At 64.5% G+C, this 18,335-nt stretch carries 15 protein-coding genes and 1 tRNA gene; all 16 read right to left on the reverse strand.

Annotated features, from left to right (window positions below):
- On the reverse strand, positions 1-95 hold a 95-nt coding region (locus ACWIEX_RS25100; protein ID WP_139221393.1), incomplete at its 3' end, for a GTP-binding protein.
- Positions 96-148: 53 nt separating this feature from the next.
- Positions 149-2,224: an elongation factor G gene (gene fusA / locus ACWIEX_RS25105; protein ID WP_454035645.1), complete on the reverse strand. Its 2,076-nt coding sequence runs from the start codon at positions 2,222-2,224 to the stop codon at positions 149-151.
- A gap of 33 nt (positions 2,225-2,257) precedes the next feature.
- Positions 2,258-2,728: a 30S ribosomal protein S7 gene (gene rpsG, locus ACWIEX_RS25110; protein WP_454035646.1), complete on the reverse strand. Its 471-nt coding sequence runs from the start codon at positions 2,726-2,728 to the stop codon at positions 2,258-2,260.
- Positions 2,729-2,801: 73 nt separating this feature from the next.
- Entirely contained in the window at positions 2,802-3,173 is a 372-nt protein-coding gene (rpsL, locus tag ACWIEX_RS25115) for a 30S ribosomal protein S12 (RefSeq protein ID WP_057189964.1), read from the reverse strand.
- Between the two features lie 438 nt (positions 3,174-3,611).
- Entirely contained in the window at positions 3,612-7,796 is a 4,185-nt protein-coding gene (gene rpoC, locus ACWIEX_RS25120; protein ID WP_454035647.1) for a DNA-directed RNA polymerase subunit beta', read from the reverse strand.
- A gap of 110 nt (positions 7,797-7,906) precedes the next feature.
- Entirely contained in the window at positions 7,907-12,058 is a 4,152-nt protein-coding gene (rpoB, locus tag ACWIEX_RS25125; protein WP_454035648.1) for a DNA-directed RNA polymerase subunit beta, read from the reverse strand.
- A 281-nt stretch (positions 12,059-12,339) separates the two neighbouring features.
- Positions 12,340-12,720 (reverse strand): 50S ribosomal protein L7/L12, encoded by a 381-nt coding sequence (rplL, locus tag ACWIEX_RS25130; protein ID WP_061966720.1) that lies wholly within the window; start codon positions 12,718-12,720, stop codon positions 12,340-12,342.
- Positions 12,721-12,769: 49 nt separating this feature from the next.
- A complete protein-coding gene (rplJ, locus tag ACWIEX_RS25135; protein ID WP_454035649.1) occupies positions 12,770-13,285 on the reverse strand; it encodes a 50S ribosomal protein L10 in 516 nt (171 codons plus the stop codon).
- Positions 13,286-13,856: 571 nt separating this feature from the next.
- On the reverse strand, positions 13,857-14,555 hold the full coding sequence (rplA, locus tag ACWIEX_RS25140; protein ID WP_061966722.1) for a 50S ribosomal protein L1: 699 nt from the start codon (positions 14,553-14,555) through the stop codon (positions 13,857-13,859).
- Between the two features lie 10 nt (positions 14,556-14,565).
- Positions 14,566-14,997 (reverse strand): 50S ribosomal protein L11, encoded by a 432-nt coding sequence (gene rplK, locus ACWIEX_RS25145; RefSeq protein WP_061966723.1) that lies wholly within the window; start codon positions 14,995-14,997, stop codon positions 14,566-14,568.
- Positions 14,998-15,207: 210 nt separating this feature from the next.
- On the reverse strand, positions 15,208-15,741 hold the full coding sequence (gene nusG, locus ACWIEX_RS25150) for a transcription termination/antitermination protein NusG (protein WP_061966724.1): 534 nt from the start codon (positions 15,739-15,741) through the stop codon (positions 15,208-15,210).
- Between the two features lie 14 nt (positions 15,742-15,755).
- Positions 15,756-15,950 carry a preprotein translocase subunit SecE gene (gene secE, locus ACWIEX_RS25155; RefSeq protein WP_454035650.1) on the reverse strand — a complete coding sequence of 65 codons (195 nt, stop codon included), beginning with the start codon at positions 15,948-15,950 and terminating at the stop codon, positions 15,756-15,758.
- A 161-nt stretch (positions 15,951-16,111) separates the two neighbouring features.
- Complete coding sequence (locus ACWIEX_RS25160; protein WP_454035651.1) at positions 16,112-16,843, reverse strand: class I SAM-dependent methyltransferase; 732 nt, start codon at positions 16,841-16,843, stop codon at positions 16,112-16,114.
- Between the two features lie 57 nt (positions 16,844-16,900).
- Positions 16,901-16,976 (reverse strand) — tRNA-Trp (locus ACWIEX_RS25165).
- Positions 16,977-17,037: 61 nt separating this feature from the next.
- Positions 17,038-17,937, reverse strand: a complete 900-nt coding sequence (locus ACWIEX_RS25170; RefSeq protein WP_454035652.1) for a dihydrodipicolinate synthase family protein — start codon at positions 17,935-17,937, stop codon at positions 17,038-17,040.
- 266 nt (positions 17,938-18,203) lie between these two features.
- Positions 18,204-18,335, reverse strand: a 132-nt coding sequence (locus ACWIEX_RS25175) for an EF-Tu C-terminal domain-related protein (RefSeq protein WP_081925066.1), incomplete at its 5' end; no start/stop codon positions are given.

Below are 18,335 nucleotides of genomic sequence, written 5' to 3' on the forward strand. Positions count from 1 at the left end.
ATCGCAGCCGTCAGTGACGTCTTGCCATGGTCAACGTGACCAATCGTTCCAATGTTGCAGTGCGGCTTGGTCCGCGCAAATTTCTCTTTGGCCATCGTAGCCTCCGTCAGTCAAATCGTTGTTGCGTTAAAGCAGGTCGGGCTGGTGATCAGGCGTATTTGGCCTGGACCTCGGCGGCCACCGCCGACGGAACCTGCTCATAGTGGTCGAACTGCATCGTGTAGTTGGCGCGGCCCTGCGAGAACGAGCGCAGCTGGTTCACATAGCCGAACATGTTGGCCAGCGGAACCATCGCGTTGATCACGACGGCGTTGCCGCGCATGTCCTGGCCCTGGATCTGGCCACGACGCGAATTCAGGTCGCCGATGACCGAGCCGGTATAGTCTTCCGGGGTCACGACCTCGACCTTCATGATCGGCTCGAGCAGCACGGAGCCGCCCTTCTGCAGACCTTCGCGCAGCGCTGCACGGGAGGCGATTTCGAAGGCGAGCGCCGACGAGTCGACTTCGTGGAAGGCGCCGTCGATCAGCGTGACCTTGACGTCCACGACCGGGAAGCCGGCGAGCACGCCCGAGCCGATGACCGAGTTCAGGCCCTTCTCGACGCCGGGGATATACTCCTTCGGCACCGAACCGCCGACGACCTTCGACTCGAACTCGAAGCCCTTGCCGGTCTCGTTCGGCTCGATCACCAGCTTGACGCGGGCGAACTGGCCGGTACCGCCGGTCTGCTTCTTGTGGGTGTAGTCGATCTCGGCCTTCTTGGTCAGCGTCTCGCGATACGCAACCTGCGGCGCGCCGATATTGGCGTCGACCTTGTAGGTGCGCTTCAGGATGTCGACCTTGATGTCGAGGTGGAGCTCGCCCATGCCCTTCAGGATGGTCTGGCCGCTCTCCTGGTCGGTCGACACGCGGAAGGACGGATCCTCGTTCGCGAGCTTCGACAGGGCGAGGCCCAGCTTCTCTTGGTCGGCCTTGGACTTCGGCTCGATCGCGATCGTGATGACCGGCTCGGGGAACTCCATGCGCTCCAGGATGACCGCCTGGTTGGGATCGCAGAGCGTGTCGCCAGTGCGGACGTCCTTGAGGCCGGCCAGGGCGACGATGTCGCCGGCATAAGCCTCCTTGATGTCCTCGCGGTTGTTCGCATGCATCAGCAGCATGCGACCGACGCGCTCCTTCTTGTCGCGGGTCGAGTTGATGACGCCCTGGCCGGCGTCAACCTTGCCCGAATAGATGCGGCAGAAGGTGATCGTGCCGACGAAGGGGTCGTCCATGATCTTGAAGGCGAGCATCGCGAAGGGATCCTCGTCCGTCGGATTGCGGACGACGGGCTCTTCGGTCTTGAAGTCGATGCCTTCGACCGCGCCGCGATCCACCGGCGAGGGCAGATAATCGACGACGGCGTCGAGCAGCGGCTGCACGCCCTTGTTCTTGAAGGACGAGCCGCAGAGGACGGGGTGGAAGGCGCGGCGCTGGACGGCGGTGCGAACCAGCCTGCGCAGCGTGTCGGCGTCGGGCTCGGTGCCGTCGAGATAGGCTTCCATCGCGGCGTCGTCCATCTCGACGGCGGCCTCGACGAGCTTCGAGCGGTATTCGGCGGCCTTATCAGCGAGATCGGCCGGAATGTCCTTCTCGTCGAAGGAAGCGCCGAGAGCCTCGCCGTTCCAGACGATAGCCTTCATCTTCACGAGATCGACGACGCCGGCGAAATCGGCTTCCGAGCCGATCGGGATCTGCAGGCAGACGGGCTTGCCGGCGACGCGGTCGATGATGTCCTGGACGCAGCGATAGAAATCGGCGCCGATCTTGTCCATCTTGTTGACGAAGACGACGCGCGGCACGTCGTACTTGTCGGCCTGGCGCCAGACGGTCTCGGTCTGGGGCTCGACACCCTGGTTGCCGTCGAGCACGCAGACCGCGCCGTCGAGCACGCGCAGCGAACGCTCGACTTCGATGGTGAAGTCGACGTGGCCGGGGGTGTCGATGATGTTCAGACGGTTGTCGCGCCAGAAGCAGGTCGTCGCAGCCGAGGTGATCGTGATGCCACGCTCCTGCTCCTGCGTCATCCAGTCCATGGTCGCGGCGCCGTCATGGACTTCGCCGATCTTATGCGACTTGCCGGTGTAGTAGAGGATGCGTTCGGTCGTCGTCGTCTTGCCGGCATCAATGTGGGCCATGATGCCGAAGTTGCGATAACGGTCGATGGGATGGGAACGGGCCATGATCGTGCTCTATGTCTCGGGTCAGCGCGCCGCTTACCAGCGGTAGTGCGAGAAGGCGCGGTTGGCTTCCGCCATCCGGTGCGTGTCTTCGCGCTTCTTGACGGCGTTGCCGCGGTTGTTGGCGGCGTCCATCAGCTCGGCCGACAGGCGCTCGACCATGGTCTTGTCGTTGCGGCCGCGAGCGGCCGAAATCAGCCAGCGGATCGCCAGCGCCTGACGGCGCTCGGTGCGAACCTCGACCGGAACCTGATAGGTGGCACCGCCGACCCGGCGCGAACGGACCTCGATCGCCGGAGCGACGTTCTCGAGCGCCGACTTGAAGACGCCGAGCGGCTCGCTCTTGGTCTTGGTCTCGATGATGTCGAAAGCACCGTAGACGATCCGCTCGGCGGTCGACTTCTTGCCTTCATACATGATCGAATTCATGAACTTGGTCACGACGATATCGCCGAACTTCGGGTCCGGGATAACTTCGCGCTTTTCGGCACTGTGGCGGCGGGACATCGTCTAGTCTCCGGTCAATCTGGAACGCTGCGGACCGGCTCGGATCGAACGACCCCGCCGGCCTGGCAGAAAATTACTTGGGACGCTTGGCGCCGTACTTCGAACGGCGCTGCTTGCGGTTCTTGACGCCCTGCGTGTCGAGCACACCGCGCAGGATGTGATAGCGCACGCCGGGAAGATCCTTGACGCGGCCGCCACGGATCATGACGACCGAGTGCTCCTGGAGGTTGTGACCCTCGCCGGGGATGTAGCCGATCACCTCGAAGCCGTTGGTCAGGCGAACCTTGGCAACCTTGCGGAGCGCCGAGTTCGGCTTCTTCGGGGTCGTCGTATAGACGCGCGTGCAAACGCCGCGCTTCTGCGGGCAATTCTCAAGCGCCGGGGCGGTGTTACGCGCCTTCACGGGCGACCGCGGCTTGCGAATGAGCTGGCTGATTGTCGGCATTCTGGCCTCTCGCCCCACTGAGCGTTTGGAAATTCCTGGTCAATCTCCCAGGTCGAGCAAAGCCATGGCATAAACGAAGCCGCGCCATCGGCGCCCATACAGGGGCCTCAGGCGCGTTCGCCAGCAGAGGAACACGAGAAAAGCCCCGCGTTCATGCATCCTGCCATGTCGTCAATCGACGCTGGAATTCCGACGGAGTTTCGGTCGCGAAACTCGCTCGCGAACCATGCGCAAGCGACAAACGTGTCCGACAACCGTCGACAGTGGCGCGCTTATGACTCGAACCGAGATTCGCGTCAACCCCGAAACGGCCGAAAAGCCCGGGGTTTTGCAGCGATCTACCCGGGTGGATCACGCCCCTGCCCTTCTTGAAACAAAAAGGCCGCCCGGGAGGGGCGGCCTTTCCGATGATTGCCGAGGCTCGCTCGCTGCCGATTCTTATTCGGCAGCCGGGAGCACCGCGGCGGCAGCCTTAGCGGCCTTCGCCGCCGCATCCGCCTTCTGGCCGACGATGAGATCGTCGCGGCGCGTCGCCACCTGCTTGATGCGGGCGACCTGCGCGCCGGTGCCGGCCGGGATGAGCGAGCCGACGATGACGTTCTCCTTGAGGCCTTCGAGCATGTCCGACTTGCCGTTGACCGCCGCCTCGGTGAGGACGCGGGTGGTCTCCTGGAAGGACGCCGCCGAGATGAAGGAGCGGGTCTGCAGCGAGGCCTTGGTGATGCCGAGCAGGACCGGAACCCCGGAAGCCGGCTTCTTGCCCTCCTCGCGCAGTTTCGCGTTGACCTCTTCCAGCTCGATCCGGTCGATCTGGTCGCCGGTCAGGATGTCGCTGTCGCCGGACTCCGTGATCTCGACCTTCTGCAGCATCTGCCGGACGATGACCTCGATGTGCTTATCGTTGATGGTCACGCCCTGGAGGCGATAGACCTCCTGGATTTCGTTGACCAGATAAGCCGCCAGCTCCTCGACGCCCTTGATCGCAAGGATGTCGTGCGGGGCCGGGTTGCCGTCGAGGATGTAGTCGCCGACCTCCACGACGTCGCCGTCCTGGAGATGGATGTGCTTGCCCTTCGGGATCAGGTACTCGACCCCGTCGGACCCGTCATGCGGCGTCAGCGTGACGCGACGCTTGTTCTTGTAGTCCTTGCCGAAGCCGATCACGCCCGACTTCTCGGCGATGATCGCAGCATCCTTCGGACGACGCGCCTCGAACAGCTCCGCCACCCGCGGCAGACCGCCGGTGATGTCGCGGGTCTTGGCCGAGTCGGTCGAGACACGGGCGAGCACGTCGCCGGCCTTGATCGCGTGGCCGGGCTCCACCGAGATGATGCCGTCGACCGGCAGGATGTAGCGGGCTTCGCCACCACGGGCGAGCTTCGCAACCTTCCCGTCCGCGCCGAAGATCACCATCGCCGGCTTGAGATCGGCCGTACGGGCCGAGCCACGCCAGTCGATGACGACGCGCTTGGAGATGCCCGTCGCTTCGTCGGTCGTCTCGGTGATCGACATGCCGTCCACGAGATCCTCGTAGCCGACCTTGCCGTCCAGTTCCGCCAGGATCGGGCGGGAATAGGGATCCCACTCGATCAGGCGCTGGCCGCGCTTGACCTTGTCGCCCTCGTCCACGCGCAGCTTAGAGCCGAACTGGACGCGATGGACCGCGCGCTCGGCGCCGTCCGGGCCGACGATCACGATGGCGATGTTGCGCGCCATCGCGATGAGGTCACCGTCCGAGTTCCGCGCGACGTTGCGGTTGCGCATCTTGACCGTGCCTTCGAAGTTCGACTCGACGAAGGACTGGTCGGCGATGGTGGCCGCGCCGCCGATATGGAAGGTACGCATGGTGAGCTGCGTGCCCGGCTCGCCGATCGACTGCGCCGCGATGACGCCGACGGCCTCGCCCATGTTGACGGGCGTGCCGCGGGCCAGATCGCGCCCGTAGCAGGTCGCGCAGACGCCGTTCTTGGTCTCGCAAGTGAGAACCGAACGGATCTTCACCTCCTGGATGCCGGCGGCGTTGATCTTCGCGATGTCGCTCTCTTCGATCACGATGCCCTTGGCGACGATGACCTTGCCCTCGACATCGACGATGTCCTCGGCCGTCGCGCGGCCCAGGATGCGCATGCCGAGCGAAGCCACGACCTGGCCGGCATCGACGATGGCGCGCATCTTGATGCCGTTATCCGAGCCGCAATCCGTCTCGGAGATGATCGCATCCTGCGCCACGTCGACGAGACGACGGGTGAGATAGCCCGAGTTGGCCGTCTTCAGCGCCGTGTCGGCGAGACCCTTGCGGGCGCCGTGGGTCGAGTTGAAGTACTCGAGAACGTCGAGGCCTTCCTTGAAGTTCGAGATGATCGGCGACTCGATGATCTCGCCCGACGGCTTGGCCATCAGGCCGCGCATGGCGGCGAGCTGGCGCATCTGCGCCGGCGAACCACGGGCGCCCGAGTGCGACATCATGTAGATCGAGTTGATCTGCTTGTCGCGGCCGGTGTCGTCCTTCTGAACGGTCGAGATGCGGGCCATCATCTCCTGGGCGAGCTTGTCGGAGCACTTCGCCCAGGCGTCGACGACCTTGTTGTACTTCTCGCCCTGGGTGATCAGGCCGTCCTGGTACTGCTGCTCGTAATCCTTGGCGAGCGCGCGGGTCGTGTCGACGATCTCCCACTTGTTCTCCGGCACGACCATGTCGTCCTTGCCGAAGGAGATGCCGGCCTTGAACGCGTGGCGGAAGCCCAGCGCCATGACGCGGTCGCAGAAGATCACCGATTCCTTCTGACCGCAGCCGCGATACACGGCGTCGATCATTCCGGAGATTTCCTTCTTGGTCATCAGGCGGTTGCTGACGTCGAAGGACACCGCCGGATGGTCCGGCAGCGCGGTCGAGAGGATCACGCGGCCAGGCGTGGTGTCGTAGATCTTCGTGTACGGCTTGCCGTCCTTGCCGGTGCCGGTCCAGCGATACTTGATCTTCGAATGCAGCGTGACGACCTTCTCGTGCAGCGCGTGCTCGAGCTCGCCGAAATCGCCGAAGACCTTGCCCTGGCCGGGCTCGCCATCCGAAACGATCGAGAGGTAGTAGAGGCCGAGCACGATGTCCTGCGAGGGCACGATGATCGGCATGCCGTTCGCCGGGTGCAGGATGTTGTTGGTCGACATCATCAGCACACGTGCTTCCAGCTGCGCCTCAAGCGACAGCGGGACGTGCACGGCCATCTGGTCGCCGTCGAAATCCGCGTTGAAGGCGGCGCAGACCAGCGGATGCAGCTGGATCGCCTTGCCCTCGATCAGCACGGGCTCGAACGCCTGGATGCCCAGGCGGTGCAGCGTCGGCGCGCGGTTCAGCATCACCGGATGCTCGCGGATGACCTCGTCCAGGATGTCCCAGACCTCGGGCTTCTCCTTCTCGACGAGCTTCTTGGCCTGCTTGACCGTGGTCGAGTAGCCCTTGGCGTCGAGGCGCGCATAGATGAACGGCTTGAACAGCTCGAGCGCCATCTTCTTCGGCAGGCCGCACTGGTGCAGCTTCATCTCCGGGCCGACGACGATGACCGAGCGGCCCGAATAGTCGACGCGCTTGCCGAGCAGGTTCTGGCGGAAGCGGCCCTGCTTGCCCTTCAGCATGTCGGCGAGCGACTTCAGCGGGCGCTTGTTGGCACCCGTGATGACGCGGCCGCGACGGCCGTTATCGAACAGCGCGTCGACGGATTCCTGCAGCATCCGCTTCTCGTTGCGGATGATGATGTCCGGCGCGCGCAGCTCGATCAGGCGCTTCAGGCGGTTGTTGCGGTTGATGACGCGACGATAGAGGTCGTTCAGGTCGGAGGTCGCGAAGCGGCCACCGTCGAGCGGAACGAGCGGACGCAGATCCGGCGGGATGACCGGGATCTGGGTCATCACCATCCATTCCGGCTTGTTGCCCGATTCCTGGAAGGCCTCGATGATCTTGAGGCGCTTCATCAGTTTCTTGGGCTTCAGCTCCGACGTCGTCGTCGCGATCTCATGCTTGAGATCGGCATTGATCTGGTCGAGGTCGAGCGCGCGCAGCATCTCGCGGATGGCTTCCGCGCCGATCATGGCGGTGAAGGTGTCGGCGCCGTACTCTTCCTGGCAGCGGACGTACTCTTCTTCCGACAGAAGCTGACGGTCCTTGAGCGGGGTCAGGCCCGGCTCGATGACGACGTAGCTTTCGAAGTAGAGGATGCGCTCGAGGTCCTTGAGCGGCATATCCATCAGGAGGCCGATGCGCGAGGGCAGCGACTTCAGGAACCAGATATGCGCGACGGGCGCGGCGAGCTCGATATGGCCCATGCGCTCGCGCCGGACGCGGGCGAGCGTCACTTCGACGCCGCACTTCTCGCAGATGACGCCCTTGAACTTCATGCGCTTGTACTTGCCGCACAGGCACTCGTAGTCCTTGATCGGCCCGAAGATGCGGGCGCAGAACAGGCCGTCACGCTCCGGCTTGAATGTGCGGTAGTTAATGGTTTCCGGCTTTTTGATCTCGCCGAAGGACCAGGACAGGATCTTCTCCGGGCTCGCGATCGAAATCTTGATCGCGTCGAAGGCCTGCTGGACCGGCTGCTGGCCGAAAAGGTTCATGACCTCTTGCTTCATCGCCTGTCTCCTCTAGCCGGCGGGGGCGAAGGCCACCCTGCCCGGCTCGTCAAATCCGTCGGCCGGCGGCGTGAGTGCCGCCGGCATATGTTCAAGGTTCGTCTAGCGGCTCACTCGGCCGCTTCGGCCGGCGGCAACTCGCCCGGCTTCACCTTGTTGTTGATCAACTCGACATTGAGGCCGAGCGAGCGCATCTCCTTGACGAGAACGTTGAAGCTCTCGGGGATGCCCGCCTCGAAGTTGTCCTCGCCGCGCACGATCGACTCGTAGACCTTGGTGCGGCCCGCGACGTCGTCCGACTTCACCGTCAGCATTTCCTGCAGGGTGTAGGCGGCGCCGTAGGCTTCGAGCGCCCAGACCTCCATCTCGCCGAAGCGCTGGCCGCCGAACTGCGCCTTGCCGCCCAGCGGCTGCTGGGTGACGAGCGAGTACGGACCGATCGAACGCGCGTGGATCTTGTCGTCGACCAGGTGGTGCAGCTTGAGCATATAGATGTAGCCCATGGTGACCTTGCGATCGAAGGGCTCGCCCGTACGCCCGTCATAGAGCGTCGACTGTCCCGACGAATGCAGGCCGGCCTGCTCCAGCAGCCGCTCGATATCGGCTTCCTTGGCGCCGTTGAAGACCGGCGTCGCCACCGGCACGCCGCGGCGCAGGTTCTGCCCCATCTCGACGAGCTCGTTCTCGTCCATCGAGGCGATGATCTCGTTATCCTCGTAGACGGCGTCGAAGGAGGCCTTCAGCGCCTTGTAGTCGCTCGACTTCTTGTAGGCGTCCAGCGCCTGCCCGATCTGCTTGCCGAGGCCCGCAGCCGCCCAGCCCAGATGGGTCTCCAGGATCTGGCCGACATTCATGCGCGAGGGCACGCCGAGCGGGTTCAGCACGATGTCGGCATGGGTGCCGTCCTCGAGGAACGGCATGTCCTCCACCGGCACGATGCGCGAGACCACGCCCTTGTTGCCGTGGCGGCCGGCCATCTTGTCGCCCGGCTGGATCTTGCGCTTCACCGCGACGAAGACCTTGACCATCTTCATCACGCCCGGAGGCAGTTCGTCGCCGCGCTGCAGCTTCTCGACCTTGTCGAGGAAGCGCTGCTCGAGGCGCTTCTTCGACTCGTCGTACTGCTTCCGCATCGCCTCGATCTCGGTCATCAGCGAGTCTTCGGCGGTGGCGAACAGCCACCATTGCGAACGCGGGAACTCGCTCATCACCTCGCGGGTGATGACCGTGTCCTTCTTGAAGCCCTTCGGGCCGGCGAGGCCGGTCTTGCCGGTCAGGATCTCGGCCAGACGCGCGAAGGTGTTGCGGTCCAGGATCGCCTGCTCGTCGTCACGGTCCTTGGCGAGACGCTCGATCTCCTCGCGCTCGATCGCCTGGGCGCGCTCGTCCTTGTCGACGCCATGGCGGTTGAACACGCGGACCTCGACGATCGTGCCCTGCACGCCGGGCGGAACCCGCAGCGAGGTGTCGCGGACGTCCGAAGCCTTCTCGCCGAAGATGGCGCGAAGCAGCTTCTCTTCCGGCGTCATCGGGCTCTCGCCCTTCGGCGTGATCTTGCCGCAGAGGATGTCGCCCGCCGCCACTTCGGCGCCGATATAGACGATGCCGGCTTCGTCGAGGTTCTTCAGCGCCTCTTCCGAAACGTTCGGAATGTCGCGCGTGATCTCCTCCGGACCGAGCTTGGTGTCGCGGGCCATGACCTCGAACTCCTCGATATGGATCGAGGTGAAGATGTCCTGGGACACGATGTTCTCGGAGAGAAGAATCGAATCCTCGAAGTTGTAGCCGTTCCACGGCATGAACGCGACGAGCACGTTGCGGCCGAGCGCGAGCTCGCCGAACTCCGTCGACGGGCCGTCGGCGACGATGTCGCCCTTCTTGATGATGTCGCCGACGCGGACCAGCGGGCGCTGCGTGATGCAGGTCGACTGGTTGGAGCGCTGGAACTTCTGCAGACGGTAGATGTCGACGCCCGGCTTGGTCGGGTCCATCTCGTCCGAGGCGCGGATGACGATACGGGTCGCGTCGACCTGGTCGACGATACCGCCGCGGCGGGCCGCGATCGCAGCGCCCGAGTCACGGGCGACGACCGCTTCCATGCCGGTGCCGACGAAGGGCGCGTCGGCGCGAACCAGCGGCACCGCCTGGCGCTGCATGTTCGAGCCCATCAGCGCGCGGTTGGCGTCGTCGTTCTCGAGGAACGGGATCAGCGCCGCGGCGACCGAAACGAGCTGCTTCGGCGACACGTCCTGGAAGTCGACCTTGTCGACCGGCGTGACGATGACCTCGCCGGCGCGGCGGCAGACGATCAGGTCGTCCGTCAGGCGGCCTTCGGCATCGACGGCGGCATTCGCCTGGGCGACGTTGTACTTCGCCTCTTCCATCGCCGAGAGATAGATCACCTCGTCGGTGACCTTGCCGTCGCGGATGCGGCGGTAGGGGCTCTCGATGAAGCCGTACTTGTTCACCCGCGCGAAGGTGGCAAGCGAGTTGATCAGGCCGATATTCGGGCCTTCCGGCGTCTCGATCGGGCAGATGCGGCCGTAATGGGTCGGGTGCACGTCGCGCACCTCGAAGCCGGCGCGCTCACGGGTCAGACCGCCCGGGCCAAGCGCCGAGAGGCGGCGTTTGTGGGTGACTTCCGAGAGCGGGTTCGTCTGGTCCATGAACTGCGAGAGCTGCGAGGAACCGAAGAACTCGCGCACGGCGGCAGCCGCCGGCTTGGCGTTGATCAGGTCCTGCGGCATGACCGTATCGATATCGACCGAGGACATGCGCTCCTTGATGGCACGCTCCATGCGGAGCAGGCCCAGGCGATACTGGTTCTCCATGAGCTCGCCGACCGAGCGCACGCGGCGGTTGCCGAGATGGTCGATGTCGTCGATCTCGCCCTTGCCGTCGCGCAGGTCGACCAGCGCCTTGACGACCGCGAAGATGTCTTCCTTGCGCAGGATGCGCACGGTGTCCTCGGCGTCGAGGTCGAGACGCATGTTCATCTTGACGCGGCCGACGGCCGAAAGGTCGTAGCGCTCGGCGTCGAAGAACAGCGACTGGAACATGTTCTCGGCCGTCTCGAGGGTCGGCGGCTCGCCCGGACGCATCACGCGGTAGATGTCGAACAGGGCTTCCTCGCGGCGCGAGTTCTTGTCGACGTTCAGCGTGTTGCGGATATAGGGGCCGACCGTGATGTGGTCGATGTCGAGCACCGGAATCTCGGTGTAGCCCTTGGCGATCAGGTCGACGAGATTGCCTTTCATCTCGCCGGTCTTGGCCTCGGCCGCCATGGCCAGCTCTTCGCCGGCCTCGGCATGAACTTCGCCGGTCTCCGGATCGACCAGATCCTCGGCGACGTACTGGCCGACGAGATCCTCGTCCGAGGCGCGCAGGAACTTCAGGCCCTTTTCGGCGAGCTGGCGGGCGGTGCGGGCGACGAGCTTCTTGCCGGCCTCGACCACGACCTCGCCGGTATCGGCGTCGATCAGGTCCTCGGTCGCCTTGAAGCCCTTCATGCGCTCCGCATCGTAGGGAACGCGCCAGCCCTTGGCGTCCTTGGTGTAGGTGATGGTGTTGTAGAAGCGGCTGAGGATCTCCTCGCCGTCCATGCCGAGCGCGAACAGCAGCGACGTGACCGGAATCTTACGCTTCCGGTCGATACGGGCATAGACGATGTCCTTGGCGTCGAACTCGATGTCGAGCCAGGAACCGCGATAGGGGATGATGCGCGCGGCGAAGAGCAGCTTGCCCGAGGAATGGGTCTTGCCCTTGTCGTGGTCGAAGAACACGCCCGGCGAACGGTGCATCTGCGAGACGATGACGCGCTCGGTGCCGTTGACGATGAAGGTGCCGTTATCGGTCATGAGCGGCATGTCGCCCATGTAGACATCCTGCTCCTTGATGTCCTTGACCGACTTGGCCTGGGTGTCGGGATCGATATCGAACACGATCAGGCGCAGCGTCACCTTGAGCGGCGCCGAGAAGGTCATGCCGCGCTGGCGGCACTCGTCGACATCGTATTTCGGCGGCTCGAAGGTGTACTTCACGAATTCCAGCAGCGAGGCGCCGGAGAAATCGCCGATCGGGAAGACGGACTTGAAGACGGACTGCAGGCCCTCGTCGCCGCGGCCGCCCTTGGGCTCGTCGACCATCAGGAACTGATCGTAGGACGCCTTCTGAACCTCAATGAGGTTCGGCATCTCGGCCACTTCCTTGAGCTTGCCGAAGAACTTGCGGACGCGCCTGCGGCCCTGGAGCGAATTGACCATGTTGTTCCTCGCGTTCTTCGGGCCCGGCGGAGAACGCCATGCCCAACCTTGACACATCCGCGCGCGTTCATCCGACGATGAACCGCTGTTGCAGACGGCTGACCCGGAGGTCCCACCGAGCCGACGGCAAGGCCGCCGGGTCAGCCGTTCGAGACAAATCGCACCGATCTGTCTCTCCGATTCGTCGCCCCTTGCGGAAACGACGCGACAGCCCCGGAGGCGTGGAGCGCCCCGGGACTGTCTGTAGTGTTAGAGGTGGACCGGCGTCAGCCGGCCCAAGCTCACTTGAGCTCGACCTTGGCGCCGACGGCCTCGAGCTGCTTCTTGAGCTTCTCGGCCTCGTCCTTGGCAACCGACTCCTTGACCGGCTTCGGAGCGCCTTCGACCAGGTCCTTGGCTTCCTTGAGGCCCAGGCCGGTGATGGCGCGAACTTCCTTGATCACCTCGATCTTCTTGTCGCCGGCGGCGGCAAGAACGACGGTGAACTCGGTCTGCTCTTCAGCAGCAGCGGCAGCGCCACCGCCGGCAGCCGGGCCAGCCGCAACGGCGACGGCGGCGGCAGCGGAAACGCCCCACTTCTCTTCGAGCATCTTGGCGAGGTCAGCGGCCTCGAGAACGGTGAGCGACGAGAGATCGTCGACGAGCTTGGCGAGATCGGCCATGTTTAACTTCCTGTCTTAAGAGGTTCGAACGATAAGGGTTTGCTGGCTATCAAGCCGCATTCTTGTCGGCATAAGCCTGAACCACGCGAGCCAGCTTGCCGGCGGGCGCGTTCGTGAGCTGCGCGAGCTTCGTAGCCGGGGCCTGGATAAGGCCGATGAGCTTGGCGCGCATATCGTCGAGCGAGGGCATCGTGGCCAGGGCCTTGACACCATCGGGGTTCAGGGCGGTCGTGCCCATCGCGCCGCCCAGGATGACGAGCTTGTCGTTCTCCTTGGCGAAAGCGGTGGCGACCTTCGGCGCCGCGACCGGATCGCTCGAATAAGCGATCAGGGTGGGACCCGTCAGCAGCTTGCTGATGGACGCGACGTCGGTGCCTTCAAGAGCGATCTTGGCCAAGCGGTTCTTTGCGACCTTAACAGTGGCGCCATTCGCCTTCATCTCGCGACGAAGCTTCTGGAACTGGGCCACGGTCAAACCCGCATAGTGGGCCACGACGACGACCGACGTGCTCGAAAACACATCGTTCAGCGACGCGACGGCATCTTTCTTTGCCGCTTTATCCACTGGGCTCTCTCCGGTAGGCGACAAGCTTTCGAAGGCTCGCCGCCGGTTGCAAATGCCGCTCTTCAGAACCCCGGTTGACACCGGCGTCCCGCAAAGCGACGCTTGGTGCCCTGTCCCCGCTCCCGACCCCTGAGGGTCACGATCGGGCGAGATGGTTCGAACCGTCTTGTCCGGATCTCGCGATCCGGGACTAAGCTCTTGCACCGTCTATGCAGGCCTCTTGGCGAAATTATGCCCCCGGACAAGTCCGGAGCGCACCTGCAGTCTCAGACAGGACTGGATGATTCCAAGCCTTGGAAATCGCTTTCCGCCGCTCAAATCACCCATTCTTCGGCGAAAACCGCCGAAAAACGCGAAACAGACCCCTTCGTGCCAGGCACGCCGGAGCCCCTTCACTCATGGAAACAGGCCTGCGTCATAGCGCCTTCGCCTGCTTCTGCCAAGTAGGCTCTTGACATCACGAAATCAAGAGCGCGCGAGCGGCCGGCAATCCGGTCGCTCGCCCCGGGCATCGGACCGAAAAGTGGATTTCACTTTTCGGATAGATCCGATGGCCTGATCGATCAGCCGATCAGGCGCCGGTGACGGTGTTCGGCTCGATCTTGACGCCGGGACCCATGGTCGACGACAGAGCGACGCGCTGGATATAGGTGCCCTTGGCGCCGGCGGGCTTCGCCTTGGCGACGGAGTCGACGAACGCCTTGATGTTCTCCGAGAGCTTCTCGGCCGAGAACGAGGCCTTGCCGACAGCCGCGTGGACGATACCGGCCTTCTCGACGCGGAACTCGACCGAACCGCCCTTCGAGGCGGCGACGGCGGAGGTCACGTCCATGGTGACGGTGCCGACGCGCGGGTTCGGCATCAGGCCGCGCGGGCCGAGCACCTTGCCGAGACGGCCGACCAGACCCATCATGTCCGGGGTCGCGATGCAGCGATCGAAGTTGATCTCGCCCTTCTGAACGGACTCGACCAGCTCCTCGGCGCCGACGATGTCGGCGCCAGCAGCCTTGGCCTCGTCGGCCTTGGCGCCGCGGGCGAAGACGGCGACGCGCAGCGTGCGGCCCGAGCCGTTCGGCAGGTTGCAGACGCCGCGGACCATCTGGTCGGCGTGGCGCGGATCGACGCCGAGATTCATCGCGATCTCGACGGTCTCGTCGAACTTGGCGTTGGCGCGTTCCTTGATGAACGTGACAGCCTGGTCGAGCGAGTACAGCTTGGTGCGGTCAATGCCTTCACGGCCCTTGACGACGCGCTTTCCGGTATGTGCCATGATCGCCCCCTCAGCCCACGACTTCCAGGCCCATCGAGCGGGCCGAGCCACGGATCATGGCCGAAGCCGATTCGACGGTGTCGCAGTTGAGATCGGCCATCTTCTTCTCGGCGATCTCGTTGATCTGCGCAGCGCTGACCTTGCCGACGTTGCCGCCGCGGCCCGGAGTCTTCGAGCCGGAGGTCAGGCCAGCGGCCTTCTTCAGCCAGTACGAGACCGGCGGCTGCTTCATCTCGAAGGTGAAGGAGCGATCCGCATACGCGGTGATGATCACCGGGATGGGCATGCCCTTTTCCATCTGCTGGGTCTTCGCGTTGAAGGCCTTGCAGAATTCCATGATGTTGAGGCCGCGCTGACCCAGCGCCGGACCGATCGGCGGCGACGGATTGGCCGCGCCCGCCGGAACCTGAAGCTTCACGTAACCCGTGATCTTCTTCGCCATGATGGCTGCTCCTGCCGTCCGCCCCGATGCCTATCCGGAACGACGACGACCCCGCCTGCCGATGCTCTTCATCGGGGCCGGGGTGGTTGCAGTGCGTGGTGCGGCGCCTGTGATCCGGCTGGCGACCGGCACGCCTCCCACGCGGTTGAGGCGCCGCCTATGACACAGGGCGGCACCGAAGGGAAGCCCCGAAAGGCTTCCCGATCAGGATCAGAGCTTCTCGACCTGACCGTATTCGAGTTCCACGGGGGTCGCGCGACCGAAGATCGAGACCGCGACCTTGAGGCGGGCACGGGCGTGGTCGACATCCTCGACGACGCCGTTGAACGAGGCGAACGGCCCGTCCGCGACCTTGACCTGCTCGCCGACCTCGAAAACGATCGTCGGCTTCGGCCGCTCGACGCCCTCGGCCACCTGGCCCTTGATCCGCATCGCCTCGCTCTCGGGGATCGGCATGGGCTTGGCCTTGTCGGCGCCCAGGAAGCCGGTGACCTTCGGCGTGTTCTTGATGAGGTGGTAGACCTCGTCGGTCATCTCGCACTTCACCAGCACATAGCCGGGGAAGAACTTGCGCTCGGCCTCGACCTTGCGGCCGCGGCGAACCTCGACGACCTTCTCGGTCGGAACCAGAACCTCTTCGAACTTGTCGGCAAGGTTGCGCTGCGCGGCCTGGTCGCGGATCGACTGGGCGACCTTGTTCTCGAAGTTCGAATAGGCGTGGACGATATACCAGCGGGTGCTCACGTTCGTAATTCCGTTCAACGGGCGCCGAGGACGAGGCCGAGCACCCAGCGGATGACGGTGTCGGTGAAGAGGAAGAACAGGCTGGACAGGACCACCATGGCGAGCACGAGGCCCGTGGTGATCAGCGTCTCGCGGCGCGACGGCCAGGTGACCTTGGTCGCCTCCGCGCGCACGTCCTGCAGGAACTGGAAGGGATTGGATTTCGCCATGAACCACCTCGGGTTCCGAGCCGGCCCGCGATCCCGCGCGACGCCGATTCGGCCGTCCTGAAACATTCGCGGCGCGGAACCCGGGGAGGGTCGCGCGCCGTCGTTGCAAGCCTCTTACATCGCTTGAGGCCTTTAGCCAAGACCCTTTCGGCTAGCCCCGCTCAGGCCCGGCTCGCAGCGATGAGGAGGAAGAAGGGCCGTTCGCGCTCCTTCGCCCAGCCCGGCTCGGCCGCGACCTGCTCCAGGCTCGGCGCCCATTCGACCAGCCTGTCCAGCCGGAAGCCGGCCCCCAGCAGCAGGTCGAGATAGGTCGCGATGGTGCGATGGCGCTTGACCACGCCTTCCGCCAGCCAGTTGCTGACCCGCCTGCCCTCGTCATGGTAGCCGTTGACCGGCCAGGTCGCGCGACCATCGGCATCGACCAGCCATTCCTGGCGCGCCGGCGCGGTCATGATCGGATGCTCGACCGAGCAGACAAGCGCGCCGCCCGGCTTCAAAGCCGCATGGACCCGCCCGAAGAGGCCGGCTAGATCCTCGAGATAGTGGAAGGCGAGCGAGCTATAGGCGAGATCGAATGCAGCGGACGGCGGCGCATAGCGTTCGAGATCGGCGCACGCGTAAGCGACGCGGGAATCGGCGGTCTCGCGCCGCGCCCGCTCCAGCATCTTTTCGGACACGTCGACGCCGAACACGCTCGCAGCCCCCTCGCCCGCCGCGAAACGGCAGAACCACCCGAAGCCGCAGCCGAGATCGAGCACGCTCTGGCCCGTCAGCGCCGGAAGCATCGCGCGCAGCACCGGCCATTCCGGAGCGCCGTCCAGACCATGGACCGAACGCGGCAACTGGCTGTAGCCCGCGAAGAAAGTCTCGTCGTCGTAGATGTTCTGGGTCATGGGCGCCTCGCCAATCTGCTTGGGCGATCGGGGCGCATCAGCCGCTGGAAAGGCGACTGGCAGGGGCAGCAGGGCTCGAACCCGCGACCTGCGGTTTTGGAGACCGCCGCTCTACCAACTGAGCTATACCCCTGCAGGTGGGCGTCATGTGCCCCAAGGCGCGGCGCATTTCAAGTCGAAATCGCGCGCCGTCCTCATTTGCTGTAGGGGCCGAGCTCCCGCGCATAGCGCTCGACCAGTTTGAGCCCGAATTCGGTCGGCCTGAGCGCCGGGCCGCGATCATGGATCGGGATGCCGGCCCGCGCCCCGAAGATGCGCTTGCCGTAGCAGAGCAGCGTCTCGATCGACTGCATGATGAAGGTGATCGCCGGCAGGACCTCACGATAGGCGGCATCCGCCCCGGCCTCGTCGCCGGCCCCGTAGAGGTTATAGGCGCGCAGCGCGTAATCGATCGTGTCCGGCGCCAGGATCATCCCGGCGCAGCCCGCACGGAAATTGTCGATGAGTTCGAGCCCGCCCCGCCCGTTGAGAATCGGCAGGTGGCCTTCGGTCACCGCGATCAGCCGTTCGATCTCGACGACCGAGCCCTCGCCCTTGATCAGGCTGATATTCGGATAGCGCCGCGTCAGCTCGCGGATATCCTCGGCCGACAGGCCGCGGCCCATATAGGCCGGAGCATTCTGGATCGCGACAGGGAGCGTCGTCGTCTCGGCGATGCGCCCGAAGAAACTGATATATTCGGCGGCGCCGAAGCTGCCGACCATCGGCGGTTGCAGAATCACCCAGTCGGCGCCGTTCTGCTCCGCGACCTTCACCAGCGCGACCTGCTCCGCAACCGACGAGCCGAAGATGGTGAAGGCGAGCGGCTTCCTGCCCGCCACATCCTCCGCCATCCATTCCATCACGGTGCAGCGTTCGGTGAAGCTGAGTTTGGAGACTTCGGTCGCAAGCCCGAGCGCCGCCATGCCCTGCACGTCGAGATCAAGGCTGATCTGAGCCTGCTGGCGCATCGCCGCCCGGTCGAGCCGTTCGTGCTCGTCGAACAGCGCGAAGACGATCGAATGGATACCCGGAAACGGCGGCTTGAATGACATGGGCTGGCTCCTCCGCAACGGGAGCGGCTGGCCCGCTCTCTCACAGCCATTGAGAGCACGGAACGGCAAGCCCGCGCAGCCCAAGCGGCTGGAGCCGCCCTTGCGTTCAAGGCATGGACGCGGCCGGACACAAGCAAACAAAAAAGGGCGGTGTCGCCACCGCCCTTTTCCAAATCACTTTGCGTGCAATCGATCAGGCGATGATCGAAGCGACGACGCCGGCACCGCAAAGTCTGCGGTTACCGCGGACGTCGTTGTTGCTTCGATCAAGCAATGATCGAAGCAACAACACCTGCTCCAACCGTGCGGCCGCCTTCGCGGATGGCGAAGCGCAGCTTCTCTTCCATCGCGATCGGGGCGATCAGCGTCACCTCCATCGAGATGTTGTCGCCCGGCAT

The sequence above is a fragment of the Allobosea sp. NPDC055353 genome (assembly GCF_053644975.1).